Source organism: Sphingomonas sp. AAP5 (assembly GCF_004354345.1).
Lineage (GTDB): Bacteria > Pseudomonadota > Alphaproteobacteria > Sphingomonadales > Sphingomonadaceae > Sphingomonas > Sphingomonas glacialis.
Map to the genome: position 1 here is coordinate 3,828,546 of NZ_CP037913.1, position 24,828 is coordinate 3,853,373.

The 24,828-nt window shown below is 66.6% G+C and carries 22 protein-coding genes; 12 read left to right on the plus strand and 10 right to left on the minus strand.

The genetic code is table 11. The features are described from left to right. Positions 1-100: 100 nt before the first annotated feature. From E2E30_RS17825 to E2E30_RS17840, 4 genes are all read right to left on the minus strand, one after another. The gene (locus E2E30_RS17825) at positions 101-2,380 is read right to left on the minus strand and encodes a TonB-dependent receptor (RefSeq protein ID WP_240698972.1); all 2,280 of its coding nucleotides are present in this window, start codon (positions 2,378-2,380) and stop codon (positions 101-103) included. 65 nt (positions 2,381-2,445) lie between these two features. Further along, the gene (locus E2E30_RS17830) at positions 2,446-3,291 is read right to left on the minus strand and encodes a fumarylacetoacetate hydrolase family protein (protein ID WP_133191700.1); all 846 of its coding nucleotides are present in this window, start codon (positions 3,289-3,291) and stop codon (positions 2,446-2,448) included. Then, positions 3,291-4,916 carry a bifunctional 3-(3-hydroxy-phenyl)propionate/3-hydroxycinnamic acid hydroxylase gene (locus tag E2E30_RS17835; RefSeq protein ID WP_133191701.1) on the minus strand — a complete coding sequence of 542 codons (1,626 nt, stop codon included), beginning with the start codon at positions 4,914-4,916 and terminating at the stop codon, positions 3,291-3,293. The genes E2E30_RS17830 and E2E30_RS17835 overlap by 1 nt, the downstream gene beginning before the upstream one ends. Positions 4,917-5,061: 145 nt before the next feature. Then, complete coding sequence (locus E2E30_RS17840) at positions 5,062-5,955, minus strand: LysR family transcriptional regulator (RefSeq protein WP_240698973.1); 894 nt, start codon at positions 5,953-5,955, stop codon at positions 5,062-5,064. 118 nt (positions 5,956-6,073) lie between these two features. Between E2E30_RS17840 and E2E30_RS17845 the strand changes: the two genes are divergently transcribed. The 6 genes from E2E30_RS17845 to E2E30_RS17870 all read left to right on the plus strand — a co-directional run bounded on the left by E2E30_RS17845 (position 6,074) and on the right by E2E30_RS17870 (position 13,390). Then, positions 6,074-6,964, plus strand: coding sequence for a VOC family protein (locus tag E2E30_RS17845; protein WP_133191703.1), 891 nt, complete (start codon positions 6,074-6,076; stop codon positions 6,962-6,964). Positions 6,965-6,983: 19 nt separating this feature from the next. Then, positions 6,984-7,985, plus strand: a complete 1,002-nt coding sequence (locus E2E30_RS17850; RefSeq protein ID WP_133191704.1) for a cupin domain-containing protein — start codon at positions 6,984-6,986, stop codon at positions 7,983-7,985. Next, a complete protein-coding gene (locus E2E30_RS17855; RefSeq protein ID WP_133191705.1) occupies positions 7,985-8,941 on the plus strand; it encodes an ABC transporter substrate-binding protein in 957 nt (318 codons plus the stop codon). The genes E2E30_RS17850 and E2E30_RS17855 overlap by 1 nt, the downstream gene beginning before the upstream one ends. 153 nt (positions 8,942-9,094) lie before the next feature. Then, on the plus strand, positions 9,095-10,600 hold the full coding sequence (locus E2E30_RS17860) for an NAD(P)/FAD-dependent oxidoreductase (protein WP_133191706.1): 1,506 nt from the start codon (positions 9,095-9,097) through the stop codon (positions 10,598-10,600). Continuing rightward, the gene (locus tag E2E30_RS17865) at positions 10,597-12,360 is read left to right on the plus strand and encodes a hypothetical protein (protein WP_133191707.1); all 1,764 of its coding nucleotides are present in this window, start codon (positions 10,597-10,599) and stop codon (positions 12,358-12,360) included. Before E2E30_RS17860 ends, E2E30_RS17865 begins: the two co-directional genes overlap by 4 nt. A gap of 400 nt (positions 12,361-12,760) precedes the next feature. Beyond that, positions 12,761-13,390: a response regulator transcription factor gene (locus E2E30_RS17870; protein WP_133191708.1), complete on the plus strand. Its 630-nt coding sequence runs from the start codon at positions 12,761-12,763 to the stop codon at positions 13,388-13,390. 783 nt (positions 13,391-14,173) lie between these two features. Here E2E30_RS17870 and E2E30_RS17875 read toward each other — a convergent pair. After that, positions 14,174-15,667 (minus strand): DUF4403 family protein, encoded by a 1,494-nt coding sequence (locus E2E30_RS17875; protein ID WP_133191709.1) that lies wholly within the window; start codon positions 15,665-15,667, stop codon positions 14,174-14,176. Positions 15,668-15,806: 139 nt separating this feature from the next. On the opposite strand from E2E30_RS17875, the gene E2E30_RS17880 reads away from it, so the two are divergent. Together E2E30_RS17880 and E2E30_RS17885 are read left to right on the plus strand one after the other, a co-directional pair. Further along, positions 15,807-16,841 (plus strand): polysaccharide deacetylase family protein, encoded by a 1,035-nt coding sequence (locus E2E30_RS17880; RefSeq protein WP_240698974.1) that lies wholly within the window; start codon positions 15,807-15,809, stop codon positions 16,839-16,841. Positions 16,842-16,854: 13 nt separating this feature from the next. After that, a complete protein-coding gene (locus E2E30_RS17885) occupies positions 16,855-17,622 on the plus strand; it encodes a glycoside hydrolase family 75 protein (RefSeq protein ID WP_240698975.1) in 768 nt (255 codons plus the stop codon). Between the two features lie 36 nt (positions 17,623-17,658). On the opposite strand, the gene E2E30_RS17890 is transcribed toward E2E30_RS17885, so the two are convergent. The 3 genes from E2E30_RS17890 to E2E30_RS17900 are packed head-to-tail and all read right to left on the minus strand — an operon-like array spanning position 17,659 to position 19,045. After that, the gene (locus E2E30_RS17890) at positions 17,659-18,126 is read right to left on the minus strand and encodes a RidA family protein (protein ID WP_010183131.1); all 468 of its coding nucleotides are present in this window, start codon (positions 18,124-18,126) and stop codon (positions 17,659-17,661) included. Continuing rightward, entirely contained in the window at positions 18,123-18,767 is a 645-nt protein-coding gene (locus E2E30_RS17895) for an HAD family hydrolase (protein WP_133191711.1), read from the minus strand. The genes E2E30_RS17890 and E2E30_RS17895 overlap by 4 nt, the downstream gene beginning before the upstream one ends. Further along, positions 18,764-19,045 carry a DUF3572 domain-containing protein gene (locus tag E2E30_RS17900; protein WP_133191712.1) on the minus strand — a complete coding sequence of 94 codons (282 nt, stop codon included), beginning with the start codon at positions 19,043-19,045 and terminating at the stop codon, positions 18,764-18,766. Before E2E30_RS17900 ends, E2E30_RS17895 begins: the two co-directional genes overlap by 4 nt. A 36-nt stretch (positions 19,046-19,081) precedes the next feature. On the opposite strand from E2E30_RS17900, the gene E2E30_RS17905 reads away from it, so the two are divergent. Then, positions 19,082-19,444: a response regulator gene (locus E2E30_RS17905; protein ID WP_133191713.1), complete on the plus strand. Its 363-nt coding sequence runs from the start codon at positions 19,082-19,084 to the stop codon at positions 19,442-19,444. A gap of 19 nt (positions 19,445-19,463) precedes the next feature. Then, a complete protein-coding gene (locus tag E2E30_RS17910) occupies positions 19,464-19,658 on the plus strand; it encodes a hypothetical protein (RefSeq protein WP_133191714.1) in 195 nt (64 codons plus the stop codon). Positions 19,659-19,778: 120 nt separating this feature from the next. On the opposite strand, the gene rpmG is transcribed toward E2E30_RS17910, so the two are convergent. After that, positions 19,779-19,946: a 50S ribosomal protein L33 gene (rpmG, locus tag E2E30_RS17915; protein ID WP_010162189.1), complete on the minus strand. Its 168-nt coding sequence runs from the start codon at positions 19,944-19,946 to the stop codon at positions 19,779-19,781. Positions 19,947-20,206: 260 nt separating this feature from the next. On the opposite strand from rpmG, the gene E2E30_RS17920 reads away from it, so the two are divergent. After that, a complete protein-coding gene (locus E2E30_RS17920) occupies positions 20,207-20,770 on the plus strand; it encodes a TMEM165/GDT1 family protein (protein WP_133191715.1) in 564 nt (187 codons plus the stop codon). 102 nt (positions 20,771-20,872) lie between these two features. Continuing rightward, positions 20,873-21,364, plus strand: a complete 492-nt coding sequence (locus E2E30_RS17925) for a Dps family protein (protein ID WP_133191716.1) — start codon at positions 20,873-20,875, stop codon at positions 21,362-21,364. A 54-nt stretch (positions 21,365-21,418) separates the two neighbouring features. On the opposite strand, the gene E2E30_RS17930 is transcribed toward E2E30_RS17925, so the two are convergent. Beyond that, positions 21,419-24,808 (minus strand): error-prone DNA polymerase, encoded by a 3,390-nt coding sequence (locus E2E30_RS17930; RefSeq protein WP_133191717.1) that lies wholly within the window; start codon positions 24,806-24,808, stop codon positions 21,419-21,421. Positions 24,809-24,828: the final 20 nt, after the last annotated feature.

Here is a 24,828-nt window from a genome sequence, read left to right on the forward strand (position 1 = left end):
CCCTCGCGGCAGCACGTCGACCTTCGCCCGCCGCCGACACGGCCGGACAGGATCGTCGACACCGGCGGCGGATCACAAACCGATCCGCCGCTGGCGATCCTCAGAACTTCGCGTCCAGGCTCAGTCCGACCTGGCGGAAGGACTGCGGACCATAGATCGCGCCGACATTGGCCGCACCGTTGTACGGGAAGTCGCTCTGGTACAGCGACGGCTCATGCACGTCGAACAGGTTCCGCGCGAACACCGCGATCTGATAGCGCTCGTCCTCGGTGCGCAGGCCGATCCGCCCGCCGACCGTCCAATGCGGGCGGAAGGTCGATTCTGGGCGCGAATTGGCTTCATAGCGGATCCGCGACTTCCACACCGTGTCGGCCGCCAGGAACGCGTTGAGCCGCGTCGTCACCGGCTGCTGATATTCGCCCGACAGCGTGAACTTGTACTTTGGCGCATAAGCGAGCTGCGTCCCGCCGATCTGCGTCCCGTCGGTGCCGAGGTACTTGGTCGGATAGGTCGCCTTGGCGTAGATGAAGCCGGTGTTGAGCGACAGGTTCCGGTTCACGCGCCCGAAGAAGTTGATCTCGGCACCGCGCGTCTTGACGCCGTCGATGTTGGTCTGAACGCACGACAAGGCGGCAGTCGAAGCAACCGTGGTGCACTGCTGCGCCTGGAAGTCCGTCACCTTGGTGTAGAACAGGTTGATATCGGCAACCAGACCACGGAACAGCGTCGCCTTGAGCCCAGCTTCGTACGCCATCGGGATCTCGGGACGCACGATGTAGGGCGACAGCGGTGCCGCCGGCGTCGCGATCTGCCCGCCCTTGAAGCCGCGCGAGGCGGTTGCATAGACCATCGCGTTCTTGAGCAGATCATATTGCGCGCCGAAGCGATACGAGATCTTTTCCGTGCTCAACCGCTGCGCTTGGATCCGGTTCGTCGCCAGGTCCAGATTGTTGCGATCGAGCGACAACTTTGCGCTGGTGATGCGCCCACCGCCGATCAGCCGGAAGGCCGGCGTCACTTGGAAGGTCGCCTGCCCGAACGCGGCGAGCGATTCATCGACGATCGTGTCATAGGCACCGATCGATCGCGCGATCGGGATCGCGACGTTGGGCGCGGGGATGAGCGTGACACTCAGCGATTCGGGCGTCCGGGTCTGCTTCTGGTGCGAGTAGAAGGCGCCGACCGTATATTCCAGCCGGTTGCCCGACGGCGAACTGGCGCGGAATTCCTGCGTGAACAGGTCGATATTGCGATGCGTCGCGCCGTTTTCGACCTGCAATTCGAGCGGATCGCCGCGGAAGATCGAGGTGACGTCGCCGCGCTCCTTGTTCACGCGATAGGCGGTGATCGATGTCAAGGTGAGCGGACCCGCATCGTAATCGAGCTGGAGCGAACCGCCGAAATTGTAGGTGCGACTGAGCCGCGGCCGCGCGGCGCAATAGGTCTGATTGCCTTCGCCCACGGTCACGCCACAGCTGGCAAGCCGCGCGGTGATGCCGACCGGATCGAACCCGCCGCCGCCGAAGAACGGCCCCGGCCCGCCGGCGCGGACGAAGGTGAAGAAGTCGCCGCCATTCTCAAGGCGCGACTTGGTGTAGTCGCCGATCACGTTGACCGTGAGTGCGTCGCTCGGCGTCCACAGCAACCGCCCGCGAAAGCCGAAGCGATCGACGTTGTTGAGGTCGCCGGTCAGCGCGTTGCGATTGACGCCCTGCCGCTGGTTGAGCAGCCCCGACACACGGATCGCAGCGTTCGACGCGAGCGGCACGTTGACGACGCCCTGCACGACCTGATTGCCGAACTTCGATCCGGCGGTTCCGTCGTTCGAAAGCTCGGTCCGCACGCGCGCGCTGAGCCGGGTCGGATCGGGCGCGTTGGTACTGACGTTGATGACGCCGGCCGACGTGGTGAGGCCGAACAGCGTTCCCTGCGGCCCCTTGAGCACTTCGATCCGCGCGACGTCGAACAGATCGCCGATATTGGCGTTGCCCTGGCTCACCTGATCGACCACCACGCCGACCGACGCCACTGCGCCCGCCGAGAAGGTCTGCGTCCCGATCCCGCGGATCGCGCCGCCGCCGCCGGTATTCTGGCCGGGCGCCTGCTGGATCTCGAGCGAGGGCGCGATGCGGTTGAGATCGTTGAGCGTGTTGACCTGCTGGCGCTCGAGCTGCTTCTGATCGGCAACCGTGATCGAAATCGGCACGTCGACCACACGTTCGCGCCGACGCTGCGCGGTGACGACGATATCGGCGCCGGTCTGGTCGGCCACGGTCGCCGCGGGCGGCGACGTAGAAGCTGCGCTGTCCTGCGCCGTGGCGATGGTGGGGACAGCCAGCCAGCTGGCGGATGCGAGTGCGACGGCAAGCGTGCGGTTCATGATGACCTCTCCTGATTTTGTTGTTGTTGTTGTTGTTGTTGTTGTTGATGGTTTTTACGCACGGCTCAGTGGGCGACATCCTCATCGACCACATGATTGGTGAGCGTTCCGACCGGGCCGATCGCGACCTCGACGCGGTCGCCCGCCTTCATCCACAAGGGCGGCGTGCGCTTGGCACCGACGCCGCCGGGCGTGCCCGTCGCGATCACATCCCCTGGCGAAAGCGCGGTGAATGCCGAGACATAGGCAATGATCTTGGCGATCGGGAACACCATGTCGCCGATCGGCTGATCCTGGACGATTTCGCCGTTGAGCCGCGTCGTGACATGCACGCCGGACAGATCGCCCGCTTCCTGCGGCGTCACCAATTGCGGGCCAAAGGCGCCGGTGCCGGGGAAGTTCTTGCCCGGGATGAATTGCGACGTGTGCCATTGCCAATCGCGGATCGACGCGTCGTTGAAACAGGCATAGCCCGCGACATGCGCCATCGCATCCTGCTCGGCGATGGCGCGCCCGCCGCGACCGATGACGATCGCGAGTTCGCCCTCGAAATCGAGATGCCCGGACACGAGCGGCCGCACGATCGGCTGGCCGTCGGCGATCAGCGTATCGGCGAACCGCGTGAAGATCGACGGATTGTCGACCTTGGCGCGACCCGTCTCGACCCGGTGGCTCTCGTAATTATGCCCGACGCACAGGATCTTGCCCGGATTGGGGATAACCGGCAGCAGCAATACGTCTGCCGCGGCAATGGCCGGGCCATCCGCAAGGGCCGACAGAGGGCCCGCCGCGATCGCGGCCTTCAAATCGACCGGCGCGCCCGCAACCGCACCCGCATCGTGGATCGTCGCACGATCGATCCGGCCATAGCTGGTCGTGCCATCGACGCGGCGGAAGCTGACATAAGGCATTAACGTACTCCTCGAGCAGGGGCCGAGACCGCTGCGGAAAGCTCAGCCACGGCGGATTCCGGTTTCGGCGCGTGCAAATGGAGGGCGGTGCGCGCCTGCATCAGCAGCGCAGCGAGATCCTCGTTCGCGACGCCGAACACATAAAAATCAGGGCGGACCAGCACGAAGCGCGCGCCGCGAAGCTTAAGCCAGCGCCCGACAACACCCCCGTCGTCGAGCGCCGCCGCATCGACGATCGTCAGATCGAGCGTAGACAGCGCGGCGAGGGTTGGCGACGCCGAAACATCCGCTGTTGCCGCCGCATCGATCGCGAACAGCCGCCAGCCACCGCCGGTCACGGTGTCGAGGATCTTCGCGTCGCCGCCAATCCACGGCTGGATGAAGCGCTCCCCGGCACCGCGCGTTCCAGCCGCGATTGCCCCGGAGGTATAGGCCGGGATGAGATCCGCCGCGGTACGACCGGATGTGCCAGCGTGCTGCGCGCGCATCGCGGCATCGCGCTCGGCGGCGCGTTCGGGGTCGAGTTCGCAGATATAGCGACCCGCCGCGACCGCCGCGCTGACGACGCTGCGCACGTGCGGATCGCGTTCGACCTGATAGGTGTCGAGCAATGCCGCATCGGCATCGCCCTGTTCGACCAGCGCGAGCTTCCAGATCAGGTTCGCGACATCGCGCATCCCGTGACACATGCCCTGCCCGAAAAAGGGCGGGGTCTGATGCGCGGCGTCGCCCGCCAGGAACACGCGTCCGTCGCGCCACCGCTCGGCGATCAGCCCGTGGAAGCGGTACGTCGTGGCGCGGATCAGGTCGTAGGGCACGCCGTCGAGATACGGCTTGAGCAGCGCCGCGACCGCGTCGGGCTGCATCATCGCGGCGTCGTCCTCGCCCGGCAGCAGCATGAACTCCCAGCGGCGGATATTGCCGCGTCCGGGCACGATCGTCGCCGGGCGCTGCGGGTCGCACATCATCACCGACAATTGCTGAAGGTTCGCCGCTTCGGGGACGCCCCAGAGGTCGGGAAAGCGCACCGGCTGGTCGACGTGCGCATCGACGACGAGCCACGATTCCTCGAAATCGAGATCGTCGAGCGCGATGCCCAGCGCCTTGCGCGTATCGCTGCGCGCGCCGTCGCACGCGATTACCCAGCGCGCGCGGACCGTGTCGGTCGTGCCGTTGCGGCCCAGCTTAACACTGACCCCGGCATCGTCCTGGACAAAGCCGTCGAGTGTCGTGTCGAGCGACACGGTTACCGTCGGGGCTTGCACGAAGCCGTCGCGCAGCAGCGCTTCGAGCTCGGGCTGATAGAAGAAGTAATCGTTCGCCCAGCCAAACGGCTTGGGGCGCCCCGCCGTCCCCATATAGCGGATCACGCCGTGATCGGCACCGATATGCAGATGTCCCTCGGTCTCGCGCATGGTCGGGGCGATCGCGTCGGCCAGGCCGACGCCCTGGAACAGGCGCATCATTTCGTGGTCGAGATGCACCGCCCGCGGCAATATGTGGGGCGCCGAGTCACGATCGATCACCAGGGTCGCAAGTCCCGCCTGCGCCGCGAGGTTCGCCGCGAGCGCGCCGACCGGACCGCAGCCGACGATCACCAGATCATAGGCCGGCGGCACTGTCATCGGACGGTCTCGGGGGACGAATACGGGCAGTGGCAGCGCATCGATCGGGATCCTCTCGCGGTGTTCTGATGACACCGAGCGCCCCAATGCGTGCTTCCTAGCCCCTTTGTAAAATATTGGATTTTGCGAATAGCATAGGTTGGGACTATGCCAGGACGGCGGTGATCGCCTTTACCAATTGTGCGCCCAGGTCGGATAGCGCGCGATTGCGGAGCGTGCGGATCCCGATGCTGCGCGTGACCTTCGCGTCGGTCACCGGCACCGCGCGCAGCACGCCCATCGACAGTTCGGCGCGGGCCACGCCGCGCGGCAGCATCGTGACGCGCGCGCCGCCGCGCACGATCGCCATCGAGGTCAGCAGCGAATCGCAATAGATCACGTCGAGCGGCAAGGGCACTTCGGCGGCGAGGAACAGCGCATCGATCTGCCGCCGGAATGCGCCGCCCGGCAGCGGCAGCACCCACCCCATCGCGCTCATCTCGCCGAGCGACACCGTCGGCCCCAGCGCGTCATGCGCCTTCCCGACGATCAGCGTGAAAGGATCGCGCGCGATACTGACCTCGGTGATATCCTCGGGCGGTGGCTCGATCCCGGTCGTCACCACCGCCACCTCGATCGCGCCGCGCCGCAGCAGATCGGCGAGCTGCGCGTCCGACCGCTCGATGATATGCAGCGCCATCTGGTCGGCTTGCGCCATGCGATTGATCGCGGCGGGCAGCAGGCTGACCAGCGCGCCGGGCGTCCCGCCGACGCGCAGCGGCCCACGGACGCCCTTGCTGGCGAGCGCGACCGACTCCTCGGTATCGCGCAGCAATGCCTCCATCATCTCGGCGCGGCGCATCAGCACCGTGCCCGTATCGGTCAGCACGATCCCGCGCCGCCCCCGCACGAACAAGGCCGTGCCGAGCTGCTTTTCCAGTTGCGCGATCGCCACCGAAACCGAGGGTTGCGAGATGTTGAGCTCGCGCGCCGCCCCGCTGATCGAACCGCCGCGGCCGATCGCCAGAAACATGCGCAAGACGCGGGAATCGATCATCATGGCCTCCGTCCACGGCTATAGTCATAGACTATGCATCTCTAGGCAATGCATATTTGCGGATATGTCGATCGGCGCGCATAGCGACACCGACCGCGCATCCGCGGCTGGAGAGAGGATCATGGCCCGTTTCCCGATCACCGGGCTGCGCAGCGTCGATCTGACGGTGCCTGATCTCGCCGCCGCGATCGATTTCTACACTGCGGTATGGGGGCTCGACTTGGCGGATAGCAGCGGCGAGCGCGCATGGCTGCGTGCGACCGGAACCGATTCGCACGTGGTCGCGCTCCATGCCGGCCACGCACCCGACATCCGTTCGATGACCTTCCGGCTTGCCGACGATAGCGACCCTGCCGCGCTCTGCGAGTCGGCGCTGGCGCACGGCGCGACGCTGCTGCACGCGGCGCGCGCCGCCGACGAGCCTGGCGGCGGCGCGGTCCTGGCGCTGCGCGACCCGATGGGCCGCGCGATCCGGATCGTCCAGGGCGACACGCCGGTCGCCGCGCTGCCCGATGATCCCGCGCGTCCCGAGCGGCTGTCGCACGTCAATTTCAACAGCGACGATGTCGACCGCGACGTCGCCTTCTTCACCGACGCGCTCGGTTTCGGGCTGACCGATCGGTCGAAGATGATGGGGTTCGTGCGCACCAATGCCGATCATCACACGATCGTCATCTCGACCGCGCCGGTCAACACGCTCAACCATGTCGCCTTCCAAATGCCGACCTGGGAGGGCGTGATGCTCGCGGCGGGCAAGATGATCGACCGCAGCTTTCCGATCGGCTGGGGGCCGGGGCGGCACGGGCCGGGCGACAACGTCTTCACCTACTTCGTCGATCCGTTCGGCTTCGTCATCGAATACACTGCCGAGGTGTTGCAGGTCGACGAGAGCTATCGCGTCGGCAGCCCGGAGGACTGGACCTGGCCCCCCGGCCGATCCGACCAATGGGGCATTGCCCCGCCCAAGACCGCGGAATGCAAGGCGGCACAGCTCGCCATTCCGTTCGCCTGATTGCTTTAGGAGAAACGCCATGACGCTCAATCGAACCCTGCCCGGTGCCACCCCCTATGTCCTGCGCGCCGGCGAGGGCGTGTCCCATCTCGTGGCGGGCCAAGTCGTGCGCACGCTCGCCGGGATCGAGCAGACTGCGGGAGGTTTCGGCGCGATGGTCTGCGACGCCCCGCTCGATCGCGGTCCGATCCCGATGCACTGGCACGAGCGCGAGCATGACACCTGGTTCTGCGTCCGCGGCAAGCTGCAGGTGTGGAGCGGCGACGAATCGCGCGTGCTGACTCCCGGCGACTTCGCCTATGTCAAACCGGGCGGCACGCACAGCTATCAAAGCGTCGCCCCGCGCACGCAATTCTTCGGCGTCGTGGCGCCCGGCGGATGGGAGCAGTTCTTCGCCGATGCGGGCGAAGTGTGGGGGATGACCGGGCTGCCGCCCGCCGACAAGCCGTTCGACTTCTCGCGGATGGGCCCGGCGATGGGCAAGCACGGCATCATGCGCGTCGACAATCCGGTCTATGCCGAGGCCACCCCGGTCGGCGCCGCCGATCAGCAGTTGCCGGGTACGCCCGCATCCTATTTCCTCGAAGCAGGCTATGGCACGCGCCGCACTTTGCTCGGCCATCTCTCGACCGCGGTCCTCACGACCCAGGAAAGCGCGGGATTCATCGATATGCGCGTCATCGAGGGCGGGCATGGTGCGACGATGCCTGCGCTGCGCCACGCCGCTACGCACCTGTTTCTCTATATCCTCGACGGCTTGGTCGCGCTGACGCTCGACGGCGAGACCTATCAGCTTGGCAGCGGCGATTCGGCCAATATCCCGGCGGGGACCGCTTATGCGACGCAGATCCTTTCGGGGGCCGCCCGCTGGGTCGCGACGGCGTCGGGCGGCAATGGTGCCGAGCTCTGGGATGTCGCGGGCAGTGACTGCGCCGCCTTCTGCTTCCCGACCGAGCATGACCGCGCGGGCGATCTCGCGAACCTGACGCGCGCCGAGCAGATCGACGTGACGCTCGCCTGATGGAGCGGGCGCTCTCGATCGGCTGCACCTTCTCCGACCGGATCGAGGCGCTGCTCGATGGTCGCGTGTCGATCGAGGGCGTGGCGCACGATCTCCTGATCGTCGAGCCGCAGCGGCTGTTCCGGCAGGTCTTGCACGACCAGGCCTATGACGTCGCCGAGCTCTCGATGGGGTCGCACATCGCCGCGATCGCGGCGGGGCGGCGCGACTATCGCGCGGTGCCGGCGTTCCTGTCGCGCAGCTTCCGCCATTCGAACCTGTATGTGCGGACCGACCGCGGGATCGCGTCGCCCGCCGATCTGGCGGGCAAGCGGATCGGCCTCGTCGATTTCCAGCAAACCGCGGCGCTGTGGCTGCGCGGCTTGCTTGCCGACGATTACGACGTCGCGCGCGAATCGATCACCTGGATCACCGGCGGCCTCCACGCGCCGATGCTCGAGGACCGGATGCCGCTCGTCTTGCCGCCGGGGCTGCGCGTCGAACGTTCGCCCGAGACGCTCGACGCGTTGCTGCGCGCGGGCGCGATCGACGCCGTCATCAGCCCGACCGCACCCCGCGCCTTCGCCGATCCCGCCACCCCGGTCGATCGGCTCTGGCCCGATCCCCGAGCGGCAGAGCTGCTGTTCTGGCAAAGCCGCCGGCTGTTCCCGATCATGCACGTTTTGGTCGTCCGGCGCAGTCTGATCGCCGCACGCCCCGGTCTGGCGGACGCGGTGTTCGCGGCCTTCGACGCGGCCCGCAGCATTGCAGCGGCGGACTTGCACTCGCGCGATTTCCCCAAGGTCATGGTGCCGTGGCTGCCATCCTTCGCCCACCAGGCGCACGCCGCGCTCGGCACGGATCCCTGGACCTATGGAGTCGAGGGCAATCGCGACGTGCTGGAGACGATGCTGCGCTATGCAGTTGCCGACGGGCTCGCGCCGCCATCGCTGAGCGTCGACGACCTGTTCGCCTGACCTGACCGTCCGCTCGGTTTGCGATTCGGCTCGATCGACCCGCCGCGCCACGACAGGGTGCCAGGCAGAAGACCGAATCTTACCGGATTTTAACCACACATTAGACTTTCGCAGCCAAACCGACCGGCGAAGACACTCTTCGAAGGGATTTCCATGCACCGCGACCAGCCCGTCGATGTCGCCATCATCGGTGCGGGCCCGGCCGGCCTGACGGCCGCGTATCAGCTCACCAAGCTCGGCTATTCGGTGACGGTGATCGAAAAGGATCCGACCTATGTCGGCGGGATCAGCCGGACGGTCGAGAAAGACGGGTTTCGCTTCGATATCGGCGGGCACCGCTTCTTCTCGAAGTCGAAGGAAGTCGTCGACCTGTGGAACGAGCTGCTCCCCGACGATTTCATCGAGCGGCCGCGGATGAGCCGCATCTATTACGAAGGCAAATTCTACAGCTATCCGCTGCGCGCGTTCGAAGCGCTGCGCAATCTCGGCATCTGGCGCTCGACGCTGTGCATGGCGAGCTATGCGCGCTGGAAGCTGCGGCCGCACAAGGAGGTGAAGTCGTTCGAGCAGTGGGTGGTCAACCAGTTCGGCCACAAACTCTATTCGATCTTCTTCAAGACCTATACCGAGAAGGTGTGGGGGATGCCGTGCGGCGAGATGTCGGCCGATTGGGCGGCGCAGCGCATCAAGGGGCTGAGCCTCGGCGGCGCGGTACTCGACGGGATCAAGCGCTCGCTGGGTCTCAACAAGCGCCGCAACGACGGCATGGCGGTGAAGTCCTTGCTCGAAACCTTCCGCTATCCGCGGCAGGGGCCGGGCATGATGTGGGACGCTGCGCGCGACCGCGTCGTCGAAGGCGGCAACCGCGTCGAAATGGCGACCTCGCTGCACCAGCTCAGCCATGACGCCACGACGGGCCGCTGGCGCGTCGCGGTGCAGCGTGACGGCGAGATCCGCACGCTCAACGCCGGCCACGTCATCTCGTCGGCGCCGATGCGCGAACTCGCCGGGCGGATCCATCCGCTGCCCGAGACGCTGCCGCTCGCGCTCGACTTGCGGTATCGCGACTTCCTGACGGTGGCGCTGATGATCAAGGCCGACGATCTGTTTCCCGACAATTGGATTTACGTCCACGACCCCCGCGTGAAGGTCGGCCGGGTCCAGAATTTCCGGAGCTGGTCGCCCGAAATGGTGCCCGACCCGACGCTCGCGTGCGTCGGACTCGAATATTTCTGCTTCGAGGGCGACGGCATCTGGTCGTCGAGCGACGCCGATCTGGTTGCGCTCGCGACCGCCGAACTCGCCACGCTCGGCCTATGCGATCCGGCCTCGGTGGTCGGCGGCGAGGTCGTGCGGCAGGAAAAGGCCTATCCCGTCTATGACGACGCCTATCGCGCCAATGTCGATGCGATGCGCGCAGAGCTCGAGGCGCGTTACGACACGCTGCATCTCGTCGGGCGCAACGGCATGCACCGCTACAACAACCAGGATCACGCCATGATGACCGCGATGCTGACGGTGCGCAACATCGTCGCGGGCGAGCGGATCTACGATATCTGGGCGGTCAACGAAGACGCCGAATATCACGAAGCCGGTCACGACAGCGAGCAGGCCGCGCTCGCCAGCGTGCGGCATGTGCCCAAGCGGCTGGCGGCGTGACTCGCGAGCGGCTTTGGCCTTCGGTCCTGATCGGCTGGGCCATTGCCGCATGCGTTCTGATCTTCGTCTCGTCGCGGCAGATCGCGCATTTGTGGTTTCCCGATCCCGACGATGCGATGCGGTTGCTGGAAGTTCGCGACTGGCTGAACGGGCAAAGTTGGTGGGATGTCGGCCAGCACCGCCTGTGGGGCGGGCATTTCGCGATGCACTGGTCGCGGCTCGTCGATCTGCCGCTGGCGCTGGTCATGCTGGTGTTCGATCCGGTCTTCGGCCCGGCGGCCGCCAACCGGATCGCTTTGGTCGCGGTGCCGCTGGTGACGCTGCTCGCGGTGCTGGCGCTCGGCGCGGAACTGACGCGGCGCGTTGGCGGGCTCGAGCGTGCCAAGCTGGCGGTCCTTCTGGCACCGCTTTCAGTCCCGCTTCTCGATCAACTCCGTCCGCTGCGGATCGACCATCACGGGTGGCAGGTCGTTTTTGCTTTGCTCGCGGTCACCGCGTTGTTGGCAAAGCCGACTGCGCGCTCGGGCGCCCTGATCGGGCTCGCGCTCGCCGTTTTGCTGACGATCTCGCTCGAGGGGATGCCGATCACCGTCGCGATCCTTGGCGTCGCCGTGCTTGCCTGGGCGTTCGACCCGACGCGACGCCCGCAAGCGTTGGGCGCGGTATGGGCGGTGACGGGTTTGGTAACCGCGCTCCACGTCGCAACGCGCGGCGCGGCGATCTTCGCACCCGCTTGCGACGCGATCTCGCCCGCCTGGATCGCCGGGCTTGGTACCGCGACGCTCGGCGTAACGCTTGCGATGATGGTGCCGCGCGCGTCGCGCGCGGCGCGCGTGGCGCTGTTGGCAGTTGCGGGTGGAGCGGCCCTGGCAGTGCTCGGTATCCTCGCGCCCAAATGTCTGGCTGGCCCGTTCGCCGCGCTCGATCCGCTGGTCCGCAAATTCTGGTACGATAACGTTTCGGAAGGGCTGCCGGTCTGGCAGCAGACGCCCGGCGCGGCGCTGATGACGATTGGCTTTCCGATTGTCGGGCTGGTCGGCGGCGTGTTCGCGTGGCGCGCGAGCGAAGGCCGCGCGCGCGCGCAATGGACGATGCTGCTGGCGCTCGCCGCAGGATCGCTCGTGGTGTCGCTATTGGTGATGCGCTCGGGTGCGACCGCGAACGCGTTGGCGCTGCCGGGGGCGGCGTGGGCGCTCCATGCGATGTTGACGCGCGCGCGCGGGGTGCGATCGGTTATTCTTCGGACGCTCGCAACCGCGGGCTCGCTGGTCGCGGCAACCCCTGGCTTGGCCCTTGTCGCGCTGCTGGGGGCGGGGGGTTCCTTCGGGCTGCAGGCCATACCGGCCGCGCCACGACCTTTGCGGCCAGCATGCACCCACGGGCATGAGATGGCCGATCTCGCCCAATTGCCCCCCGCTCGGATTTTCGCGCCGATCGACGTGACCCCCAATGTGTTGGCCTGGACCCGGCACAGCGCGGTCGGGGCGGGCTATCATCGCAACATCGCGGCGCTGCACACCGTGCTCGCGACGTTCATGGGCACGCCCGAAGCCGCGCATCGTCGCGTGCTCGCCAGTGGCGCGGCCTATCTCGCGGCATGCCCTGGTGAGAATGAAACCGAAATGTACAAACACGTGGCGCCCAACGGGCTGTGGGCACGGCTAGAACGTGGCGAACGGATCGACTGGCTCCAGCCAATTCCGCTTGCGGGTTCGCCCGTTCTGGTGTGGCGCGTGGTCCCCGACCCGCACCACCCATAGACGCGGCCCCGTAACCGCCTAGCAGGATCTGTCGCCATGCGCCGATCCACTGTCGCCGCGACAGATCCGATAGGGCAGGCGGGCGGTATCCGACGCAGATCCGGAAATCTGCGTAGTGCGCGGTGCCGCGCAAGCTGCGTACGATCGTACCAACCAGAACCGAAGCGGTGCCAAGTGAGGCGGAGATGTCGATTTTGTATGTATGGCATAGCTTTTGTAAGCCATCGCGAACATAAGAGCTGGTATAGTATAGAGATCATACAAACGCGTAATACTATATTTATTAACCTAATTAACAAATATAAATATCAGAATATTCATCGCGGATTTTCCTTCCATATTGGATATCCTCTGGGAGGACATGAAGCGCAGGGTTGACCGGTGAGGAGAAACTCCCGTGATGCGCAGCTGTTATATTGTCGATGACGAGGATGCGACGCGCGCGTCGCTCCTGACCTTGGTCGCCGCGCGGTTCGATATCGTGGTGCAGGGGTTCATATCGGGCGACGCTTTTCTGCGCCGGGTGGCGGAACTCGACCCTGGCGTCGTGCTGCTCGACTATAGCATGCCGGGACGCAACGGCATCGAGGTCGTGAAGCTGCTGACCGATCAATATCCGCAAATGGTGCCCGTCATGCTCACCGGGAAGGGCAGCACGCTTGCGGCGGTCGAGGCGATGAAGGCCGGTGCGCTCGATTTCCTCGAAAAACCCTATGATCCCGAAGCGCTGTTCAGCGTGATCGAGGCGGCGTTCGATCGGGCTGGGGAGATCGTGCAGGCGGCCGAGAAGGCGCGGAATGCGGTCGAACGCCTCGCGCGGCTGTCGCCGCAGGAAAGCAATGTGCTGCGCGGGCTGATCGCGGGCAAGCGCAACAAGATCATCGCCTACGAGCTCGGGCTCAGTCCGCGCACGGTCGAAATCTACCGCGCCAACCTGATGGCCAAGCTCGATGTCCACAGCCTGTCCGAGGCGCTCCGGATTGCCTATGCCGGCGGTTGGCTCGACGCCGCGCGCGCCGGATTCAGCTGATCGACGCAGCGCGCAGCGCGTAGCGGTGCGGTCGGGCGGCGGCCCGCCCAGTCCTGCCAGTCGTCGACAGCCTTCGCCGCTGCCGCGCAGCATCAGGCTGGTGTGGCGGTCGACTGACCGGCCGAAGCGGTACTATGGTATTTTTCCTAACGCGACGCCGGCCGCTCGACGCGCGAAACTCTCCAAAGAAAAGAGGCGTTCGCGGGGAACATTCGGTGCCGCACGGAAGCAGGTCGAGCGTCGTCGCGCGCAGATACGCGATGGCTGCGGATCGGCACTTGAGGCCGCAGCCCACCCACCGCATCGGAGGCACGCCGCCGCCCCACGTCGATCGTGTCGGCGGCGCTCGGCTGATGGGTCTGAGCGCCGGTCTCCAAAAATTGGTGCTGCGCCGCCGAATCGCGCGGTGCCTTGCTATAATGGAATCGGGAGCGGCGGTGTTCACCACCGACCCGTGTCCGGTCCGCCCCGGGACATCCCCTTGATCCCGGACTGCGGCGAAGACCAGCCCCGGTGGAGCAACTACCCCTTGTCCACCACCGGGGCTGGCATTCGGAACCGCGGGTTCACGCTCAATCAGGGCTGGATCCAGGAGCGCCCGGCGGAATGAAAACGCGCGACCACCGCGTGGCGACGCGCGTGCCGGCCCGGCTGAAGCATGGCCTGTCCTGCGTGGACGTGACGGTGCTGATCGTCTCGCGCGGCGGGCTGATGCTCGAACTGCACAATCCTCCAGCGCGTCGAGCCCCAGCGCTCGACGCCCCGGGGCGATCGCGCGGCCGATCAGCGTGGCCGATAGGCGATCGAGGCTTGGCCGACCGCATGGACCGGCATGAACAGCCCCTTGCCGGTCACCGCCAGCGTACCGTTCTCGACGCGCGTGACGTCGGCCGACAGCACGAAATCGCCTTCCCGGCGTGACCCGATCGCTTTGCGCGCAGCGGTCAGCACCTTGACGTAATCGGGCGCGAAATCGTGCGAGAGCCCTTGCGCGATGCTCTCGCGGATCGACCCGTCCTTGAACACCGCGATCAGCAGATTGGTGATCTCGCTGTCGGTATCGGTGGCGATCGTCACGTCGCGGACGCGCACCAGCTGCGATCCCGGGACGTTGTACGGAATTGCGGTCAGCCACACCTCGCCCTTGGTCGCGAGCAAAGCGTTCTGGCGCGCCTTGGCCTTGGCGACGATGCCGACCGCGAGGTGCCCGCCGGTGGTGGCATAGACCGTGACCTTGCCGAATTCGACATCGACCGGGCCGATCCCGGCGAGCGTGATCCCCTTCTGCGCGCGCTTGCGCAACGCGCGCTCGACCACCGGCTCGAGCTGCGCATAATCGGCGAGCACCGGGATGAAGAAATTGAGCCCACGCTGCCCGATTTTCCGCGCGGGCGGGGGCAGCGGGGTCGCGACCGGATCAGCCGGGCGATCGCCGACAAAGGTCTCGGTCAGCGCGTCGGCCGCCAGCGTCAGCGTGAGCGTCCGCCGATCGATGCTGTAGCCGCCGACGCCGAGCTGCTTGGGCGTGATCCGCATCCACGCCGGTGGGCGCTCGCGGTTGAGCTGAATCGCGGTGAAGCCCTGCTGCCACGCGCTCGCGAGCTTGGCGCGCAGCTTGAGCTTGTTGAGCTCCTGCGGGAGCGTCTGTTCGAGCTTGGCGACCACTGGCTTGAGCCGGGCATCGGCTTTGCTCGCGAATTCGATCCGCTGGCCGAGAAAATCTATCCCCGGCGGCGTCGTCCAGTCATAGGCGATCGACACCTTGGCGCTCGGCGTCCAATTGCCGACGACCGACAGCCGCGCGACGGCGTGGACGATCGCGTCGCCCGTCGCGGTCTTCGAAACCACCCCGCCGACCTTCCGTGCCGCGATCGTCGCATGAATCGGCATGGTGATCGTCAGCTGATCGCCGCGCCCACCGAGCACGAGCTTGCCGCGCCGCACGTCGCCGACGATCCGGCAGCCGAGCTTGGGGACGACCTTGACCTTGGCGATGCCGAGATCGACGCGCTTTGCCGCGACACAGGAATCGAGCTGCTTGTCGATTTGCCACAAACGCTGCGGAATCTGCGTCTCGAGTGCGCGCTGCAGATCGTCGAGCGAGCCCGAGATCGGCACCACGATCGATGACGTCTGCAACGGAAAGTCGGGCGCGGTGTCGACGCGCGGCGGGGCAGGGGAGTGGACCGAGCGGCTGCACCCCGCCGCGAGCAGCAGCGCTGCGGCGGCACCCCAGCGGATCGACCGTATGCTACGCTGTTGCTGTTTCCTGCTCATCCCCCGCATTACGCGCTCGCGTCCTTTCGGTTCATTTCGCGGGGGCTTGTTTCGCTTGCCGCCGACGCCACATTCGCCTTCGTTGCCACGCTGATCGTCCTCGATACGGCGTTATCTTTCCCGCCGTAGCAGGATCCGCATGGTCGAACCTCGTTTCTCGGGCGTATTTTCCGCCTTGCGCGCTTTCCGGCCTCGTGCGCGCAGCGGATGCCTCGCGGTCGCCGCGCTGATGGCCGCGACGTCAGCGCCGCTCCACGCCACGGGGGTCGCGATCACCGTCGACGATCTGCCCGTCTATGGCCGTTTCTGGACCGCGGCCGAGGGCAAGGACGTCACCGACCGCTTGCTCGCGGGAATGCAGCGCAACCACTGGAAGGCGACGGGCTTCGTCAATGAGATCCAGCTCGATGCCGCCGACCGGCCCGCGCGGATCGCCTTGCTCGAGGCGTGGCTCGATGCCGGGATGGATCTCGGCAACCACACCTATTCGCATCCTTCGCTCACCAAGACGCCGGTCGAGACCTACATCGCCGACGTCGCGCGCGACGAAACGGTGACCGCGCCCTTGCTCGCCGCACGCGGACGGCGCGAGCATTGGTTCCGCTATCCCTTTCTCGAGACGGGGACGACGCAGGCGGTGCGCACGCGCTTCGAGGGCTGGCTCGGCGAGCATGGCTACCGCGTCGCGCCGGTGACGATGGAGAATAGCGACTGGCAGTTCGCCACGCTGTACGACGCTGCCATCGCGCGCGGCGACGTGGCGGTGGCGGCACGGGTCCGGCAGCAATATCTGACCTTCACGCGCGAGATCGTCGCCTGGTACAAGCAGGCCGCACGCACCCTGTTCGGGCGCGAGCCGAGCTTCGTCTTCCTGCTCCATGCCAGCCGCCTCAACGCCGCGAGCATCGACGCGCTCGCCGCGATCCTGCGCGATGCGCGGCTGCGACCGATCACGCTCGATGCGGCGATGCGCGATCCGGCGTATCGCACCGCCGACCATTATGTCGGGCCCGACGGCAACGAATGGCTCGAACGCTGGTCGCAGACGCTCAACAAGCGCTTGCCGTTCGAGACGATGCCGCGCGTGCCCAAGGCCGTCGTCGCGGGCGATGCGCGGCTCGAGGCGATCCCGGATCCGCACGCTCCGGCGAGCGTTGTGCCGGCGCATTCGTGAGCGACGAGCAATGATGCTGCGTACGCTTTTGCTCGGTCTGCTCGCGACCGTGACCCCGCCGGCAGCGCAAGCCGCCGGCGCGCCCGCCACGGTCGATCTCTCCGCCGGCCAGTCGCTCGACGAAGCGTACCGGCAGGAGTTCGGGCTGTGCGACGCGAAGGACCGCTTTCGCGGACACCGCGTCCACGGCTGCCGCAACGATCCCAACGCGGTGACCGCGCTGCGCCGGCTGCCCGACGGGACGATCGCCTATGTCTCGAAACTGGCGGTCGATCTCGACGGCTCGCCCTTTGCGTGCAGCCCCGCGCATGGCGCGATGGACCAATGCCCAACCGCACTGATGCTCCCCGACGGGCACGGCGGCGAAGTGCCGGTCGATGCCGATCGCATCCCCTATGTCGTCATTCCGTGGGAGGGGCCGTCGGACGTCGAGGGGCAGTTCACCGCGCTGACCGGGGTCAAGGCGGGCGATTTCGGCTATGTCGTCCATGACGGCGTGACCGTGCCCGTCATCGTCGCCGACACCGGGCCGTTCGAGAAACTGGGCGAGGGATCGATCGCGCTGCACCGCGCGCTCGGCCGCGAACTGTGCGCGAAACGCAACACGGCGGGCGTGTGCGTGCGCGTCGTCGATCCGATGGAGAGCATCCAAGGGGATGTCGTGACGGTGCTCTTCCCCGGCAGCGCCCGCGACGACCTCACACCGGCGACGATCGCGCGGACGATCCCGGTCGAAGTCGCGCTGCTACGCGCGCAGGCGTCGCACCGCAGGAACGGCTAGGAGGGAAATCCTCCCCCTTGCGGGGGAGGATAAAGATTACAGCGTCGAGATCTGCACAATCGCGTCGACTTCGACCGCCGCGCCGAGCGGGAGCGCGCTGACGCCGACCGCGCTGCGCGCATGCTTGCCGGCTTCGCCGAACAGCTCGACCATCAGGTCCGACGCGCCATTAGCGACCTTGGGCTGATCGGTGAAATCGGCGGTCGAATTGACGAACACGCCGAGCTTGACGATCCGCTCGACGCGGTGGAGCCCGCCGAGCGCCGCCTTGATCTGTGCGACGAGCATCAGGCCGCACGCCTGCGCCGCCTTCTGGCCGGCCTCGAGATCGACGCCGTCGCCGAGCCGGCCGGTGACCAGCGTGCCATCGATGAAGGGCAACTGCCCCGAGATATGCAGCAGCCCGTGCGCATCGACTGCGGGCACATAAGACGCGACCGGCGCGGCGGGGGCTGGAAGCGTCAGGCCGAGGTCGGCGAGCTTGCGGTCGATACGGTCGGTCATGCAGAAGTCCTTTCAGATGAGGCGGTGGCCGGCACGCCGGCGGTGAAACGATCGGCGATCCAGGCGTGCGCCGCCTGCCAGTCGTCGATGCGCACATGCGCGTCGGGCGCGGGTGCAACCTGGGGGGCGAGATCAGGCTCCGACACCATGTGGAGCCGGAACACATCAGGCGCATGCTTGGCGACCGAGGTGTGATGCACGGCGAGATCGTCGACGAACACCGTCACGGGATTGCCGAACTCGGCGACCAGCCGCGCGACGGGGTCGCCCTTGCCGCCCTGATTGGTCTCGACGCGGTACGGCATGTCGTGGCCGAGCAATTGCGCGATGCGCGGCTCGCGGTTGGCGTCGGTGAGGTTGGTGAGGATCACCACGTCGGCGACGTGCGACAACGCCGCGAGCGCTTCGCGCGCGTGCGGCACGAGCGTCTGGCGGCCCATCTCGGCGGGGAAGAAGCCGTGGAGCAGCTTCCACATCTCCTCTTGCGTCGGCTTGGGGCCGCCGCCGCGGCGCGTCATCGCCGCGAAATCGCCGCTTTCGTGCGCGAAGTCGATATCGTGCGTCTCGCGCAGCCACACGCCGAAGTGCCGCACCATGTGCAGCAGCACCTCGTCGCAATCGCAGATCAATAGGCCCTTCATTCGTAATACTCCGGATCGAGCGCGGCGCGCGCGGCGACGATGGCTTCGGGCCGCTCGCCGATCCCCTCGGCGCAGGCGAGCAGGTCGGGTTCGTAATTCTCGAGGAAACCGAGCACTGCCGACAGCACCGCGGGTTCGCTCGCGCGGGCGCGCAGATCGTCGGGGGTGAGGCCGGTCGTATCGAGCAAGCGTTGCGCGCGATCTTCGTCGCCGAGCGTCCAGACAAGCGCGTTGAGCGCGATTTGGGTCGGGTCGGTATTTGTCACTGCGCTGCGCATTGGGTAGGACGTCCCATGGACCAAGGAATGGCGGGCGTGGCAAAAAGGGTGCTCGTTGTCGAGGACAACGAACTCAACCTGAAACTTTTCTGCGACCTTTTGCGCGCGCATGAATATGCGACCGAAGGCGTGCGCGACGGGCGCGAGGCGGTGGTGCGCGCCCGCGCCTTCGCGCCCGATCTGATCGTGATGGACATCCAGTTGCCGCATGTCAGCGGCTATGAGTTGATCCAGCAATTGAAGGCCGATGCGACCTTGCGCGCGATCCCGATCATGGCGGTGACCGCCTATGCCGGGCGCGAGGACGAAGAGCGGATCCGCGCGGCGGGGGCCGACGCGTACGTGTCGAAGCCGATTTCGCTGATGCGCTTCGTCGATTCGGTCGCAGCGCTGCTGTAGCGTAGGACTGGGGGAAGGGATGAGCGATCTGCATGTAACAACGCCGCCAACGCGCAGCATTGGGGCTCTGCTGATGCTCGGTCTGATTATCCTGCCGATCGTATTCTATTGGTTTCTTTGGCGACGGGGATATTCGACCGCGGCTCGTATCGGGGCCGGCGTGTATCTGCTTCTCGGACTTGCCTTATGGATCGTGCGCATAACCCAAGCCTGATACTGGTGCTCTCGGATCAACGCAGAAAAGCCGCAAGGTTGCCCTTGCGGCTTGCGCTCTCGATCCCGCGTCATGTGCGACGCAGACGTGAACGAAGGACGGCTTATGCCGCCCAGACGGTCACTTGATCTTGGCTTCCTTGAACTCGACATGCTTGCGCACGACGGGGTCGTACTTGCTGAAGCTCAGCTTCTCGGTCTTGGTGCGCGGGTTCTTCTTCGTGGTGTAGAAGAAGCCGGTGTCTGCCGTGCTGACGAGCTTGATCTTGACCGTGGTCGGCTTTGCCATGACCTGAATTCCTGTGATCTGAAAATGCAAAAGCGGCGAACGAGCCGCCGCTTGAAGCCCTGCCCGATGGCGGAACAGGCCATGGATGTCAAGCGCGCACGCCGATTCGCGCACAGTTAAGCCGGCCTTTATGCCTTGCGGCTTAGCCTGTGCGGCGAAGGGGCAACAGCGTATGCACACGGCATGTGGGGCAATCGATCGGAGCGGGCAAGCACGCGGCGGGCGAGTCGCGCGATTCGCGCGGCGGAACGGCTGAGCGCATGGACGCGCTGATGGCCGCGCTCGTCGCGGCGCTGTTTGCCCAGGCGAGCGATCGCACGCCGTGGACCGTGGCGCTGCTCGGCGATCGATACGCGAGCAAGGCAGCGGTGATCGCCGCGACGGCGCTCGCGATCGCGCTCGGCAATGCGCTCGGCGTTGTCGGCGGGGTGATCGTCGCGCCGTTGCTGTCGCCCAATGCACGCGACCTGCTGCTGGCGTTCGCGTTGCTCTCGGCCGGCGCGTCGGGCTGCTGGCCGCTCAAGCCGCCCAAGCCGCGCGACTGGCGGCTTGGCACGTTCGGCTCGAGCCTCGTCGCGGTCGGGATGCTCGGTTTCGGCGATCGCACGCAATTCATCACCGCCGCGCTCGCCGCGCGCAGCACGACGCCGGCGCTCGCCGCGGTCGGGGCGACGATCGGCGCGATGGTCGTGCTGGTGCCCGCGATCCTGCTCGGCACGCGCGGGCTGCAGAACATCCCGACCACGGCGCTGCGAATCGCCGCGTCGGTCGCCCTGCTGATTTCCGGCGCGGTGCAAGGACTTGGTGCGCTGCGGCTGATCTAGTGCGGCGATCGGTCTGATCGCATTTTTGCCTGCGCGGGGTGGGACCCATTGCGCCAGACAATCGTTGCTGCATCGAATCAACTTTTTTCAGGAGTGCACCCCATGGTTGCCAAGGCGCTGAACACCCCGACCGACCTGCAGAGCAATGCGACCAAGACCGTCGCCGAGGCGCTCAACGGCGTCCTCGCCGATTCGTTCGCGCTGTTCTTCAAGACCAAGAATTTCCACTGGCACATGTCGGGCCCGCATTTCCGCGACTATCACCTGTTGCTCGACGAGCAGGCGGCGCAGATCTTCGCCGGCACCGACGACATCGCCGAGCGCGTCCGCAAGACCGGCAACACCACGCTCCGCTCGATCGGCGACATTGCCCGCCATCAGACGATCACCGACAACGACGCCGAGTTCGTCGCGCCGGCCGCGATGCTCAAGGAATTGCGCGACGACAATCTCAAGCTGGTCGAGGCGCTGCGCGAGGCGAAGGACATCGCCGACGAAGCCAAGGACAATGCGACGAGCGCGATGATCGACAATTGGACCGACGACGCCGAGCGTCGCGCGTGGTTCCTGTTCGAGACCGGCAAGACCGCCTGACGTTGGGGCTCTCGACTCCCCTCCCGGAAAGGGAGGGGAGGAGGGTTAGGCGCGCTAGTGGAAATCGTGGCTGCGGACCGGAATAAGGTCCGCATCCTCCTTCCCACCCGCCCGCGGCGGCCAGCTTTCCAGCGCGCGCTGCGCCGGCGGTTTCCAGTCGGGCTTGCGGTCGCGCGGGTCGATCGTGCCGCCATGCGTCGCGCCGTCGCCCGGCATGGTGAGGCGCGGCAAATCGAGATCGCCGATCTGGCGGAGCATCCCCGTCAGATCGATGATGCGATCGGCAATGACGTGGATCGTCCCGCTCTCGCTCTGCACGCGCCCGCTGATGCCGAGCATCGCTGCGCCCATCACGACGCGGCGCTGCGCCTCGAACCGGTCGGGCCACAGGATCGCATTGGCGATGCCGGTCTCGTCCTCGAGCGTCACGAACACCACCCCCTTCGCGCTCCCCGGACGCTGCCGCACCAGGATCAGCCCGGCGACCTCGACGCGGCTGCCGTCCTTCATCCCGCGCAGGTCGCCGCACCGCGTCACCCGCCGCCGCTCGAGCTCGCCGCGCAAAAAACTCAGCGGATGCGCGCGCAGCGACATCTGCGTCGCGCGATAATCCTCGACCACCTCGCGCCCGGCGGTGAGCGCCTTGAGCGTCACGCTCGGCTCGGTCGGCGATTCGATCGCGGCGAACAGCGGCAGCGGCTTCTGCCCGAGCGCCTTGACCTCCCACAGTGCCTTGCGGCGATCGATCCCGAAGCCGTGAAAGCCATCGGCCTGCGCGATCTTCTCGAGCGTCAGCAGCGACACGCCGGCGCGACGCCAGACATCCTCGATCGACGCAAACGGCCGATCGCCGCGCGCGATGAGGATGCGGCCAGCCTCCGCGCCCGAGATGCCGAGGATGATGCGCAGGCCAAGGCGGAGGGGCAATGTCTCCCCTCCCGCTCGCGGGAGGGGCTGGGCTCGCGCTCCATTGCAAGCGGTACCGTGTGATACGCCGGTCGTGCCCACCCCTCGGTCCCCTCCCGCAAGCGGGAGGGGAGGAAGCAGGATCGTATCCCACTCGCTGCGGTTGACGCACACCGGCGCGATCCGCACGCCATGCTCGCGCGCATCGCGCACGATCTGCGCTGGCGCGTAGAACCCCATCGGTTGTGCGTTGAGCAACGCCGCGCAGAACACGTCGGGGTGGTGGCACTTCATCCAGCTCGACGCATACGCGATCTTGGCGAAACTCGCGGCATGGCTCTCGGGAAAGCCATAGCTGCCGAACCCTTCGATCTGCTTGACCAGCCGCTCGGCGAAATCGAGCGAAATGCCGTTGCCGAGCATGCCGTTGATCAACTTGTCGCGGAATTCGCCGACCCCGCCGGTCATCTTGAAGGTCGCCATCGCGCGGCGCAGACGATCGGCCTCGCCGGGCGTGAACCCCGCCCCGACGATCGCGACGAGCATCGCCTGCTCCTGGAACAGCGGCACGCCGAGCGTCTTCTTGAGCACGCCCTCGAGCGCGGCATTGGGATATTCGATCTTCTCCTTCTGCTCGCGCCGCTTGAGATAGGGGTGGACCATGTCGCCCTGGATCGGCCCCGGCCGGACGATCGCGACCTGGATCGCGATGTCGTAGAATTCCTTGGGCTTCATCCGCGGCAGCATCGACATCTGCGCGCGGCTCTCGATCTGGAAGGTGCCGAGCGTGTCGGCCTGCTGGATCATCGCATAGGTAGCAGGGTCGTCGACTTGCATCTCGGGGCTGTCGAGCCGGATATCGACGCCCTTATGCTCGCGCAGCAGATCGAAGCTGCGGCGCATGCACCCCAACATCCCGAGCCCGAGGATATCGACTTTCATCAGCCCGATTTCCTCGATGTCGAGCTTCTCCCACTCGACCACGCGGCGGTCGATCATCGCGGCGGGCTCGACCGGCACGAGTTCGTCGAGCCGGTCGTGCGACAGCACGAAGCCGCCGGGATGCTGCGACAGGTGCCGCGGCGTGCCGATCAACTGCGTCGCGAGCTCGAGCGTCAACGCAAGCCGCGGCTCGGTCGCATCGAGATTGAGCGCCTCGACATGCTCGAGCGGGACGCCGTCGTTCGACCAGCCCCACACTTGCGAAGCGAGCGCTGCGGTCATGTCCTCGGGCAGCCCGAGCGCCTTGCCGACCTCGCGCACCGCGCCGCGCGAGCGATAACGGCTGACGACCGCGGTCAGCGCGGCATGGTGCTGGCCATAGGTCTCGTAGATCCACTGGATCACGTCCTCGCGCCGCTCATGCTCGAAATCGACGTCGATATCGGGTGGCTCGCGCCGCTCGGTCGAGATGAAGCGTTCGAACAACAGCGTATGCACGATCGGGTCGATCGAGGTGATGCCGAGCACGAAGCAGATCACCGAATTTGCCGCCGACCCGCGCCCCTGGCACAAAATCCCCTGGCTGCGCGCGAAGCGGACGATCGAATTGACCGTGAGGAAATAGGGCGCATAGCCCATCGTCTCGACCAGCCCGAGCTCGTGTTCGAGCAGTTTGGTGTATGCGGGCGGCGGCGCGCCCCGGAAGCGGTCGGACAGCGCGTCGCGCGCCATCGTCGCGAGCGCATCCTGTGGCGAGCGCTGGCTGATCACGACTTCGTCGGGATAGCGATACTCATCCTTCAATTCGCGCAGCGAAAAGGTGCAGCGCTCGACGATCGCCTCCGCCGCGGCGAGCGCGCGCGGATGATGCTTGAAGCGCCGCGCCATCTCGGCGGGGCCCTTGAGGTGCCGGTCGGCGCTGCGTTCGCGCGCATGGCCGAGGTCGTCGATCGTGCAGCGGTGGCGGATCGCGGTGACGACGTCCTGCAGCATCCGGCGCTGCGGCACGTCATAGAGCACGTCGCCGGTCGCGAGCGGGGTCAGGCCGTAATGCTGCGCCTGCGCATCGAGGCTGTGGAGCCGCTGCGCATCGCCGGGGCGGCGGTGCTGCGTCAGGCAGAGATGGCCGCGATTGCCGAACACGTCGGCCATCCAGCGCAGCGCTTCGGCATCCTCGGCATAGGTTTCGGTCAGCCCGGGAACGAGCGCGGCGACGAGCCCCTCGGCATGGGCGGCGACATCCTCCCAATGCAGGAAGCATTGCCCCTTCTCGCCCTTTTGCGGATCGGCGCGGCCCTTGCCGAGTGTCAGCAGCCGCGTGAGCCGGCTCCACGCCGCGCGATCTTCGGGCCAGACGAGCACCGATGTGCCGTCGACCAGATCGAGCCGGCACCCCGCAACGAGCCGGATCGGGCGGATCGCCGACAGTTCCTCGGTCGCGACCAGTGCGCGCACCACGCCGCCGACCGAGTTGCGGTCGGTCACCCCGATCGCCGGCATTCCCGTCAACACCGCAGCCTTGACGAGATCCTCGGGCGACGATGCGCCGCGCAGGAAACTGTAATGCGTCGTCACTTGCAATTCGGACCAGATCATTGCCCGAATCTGGCGAAGTG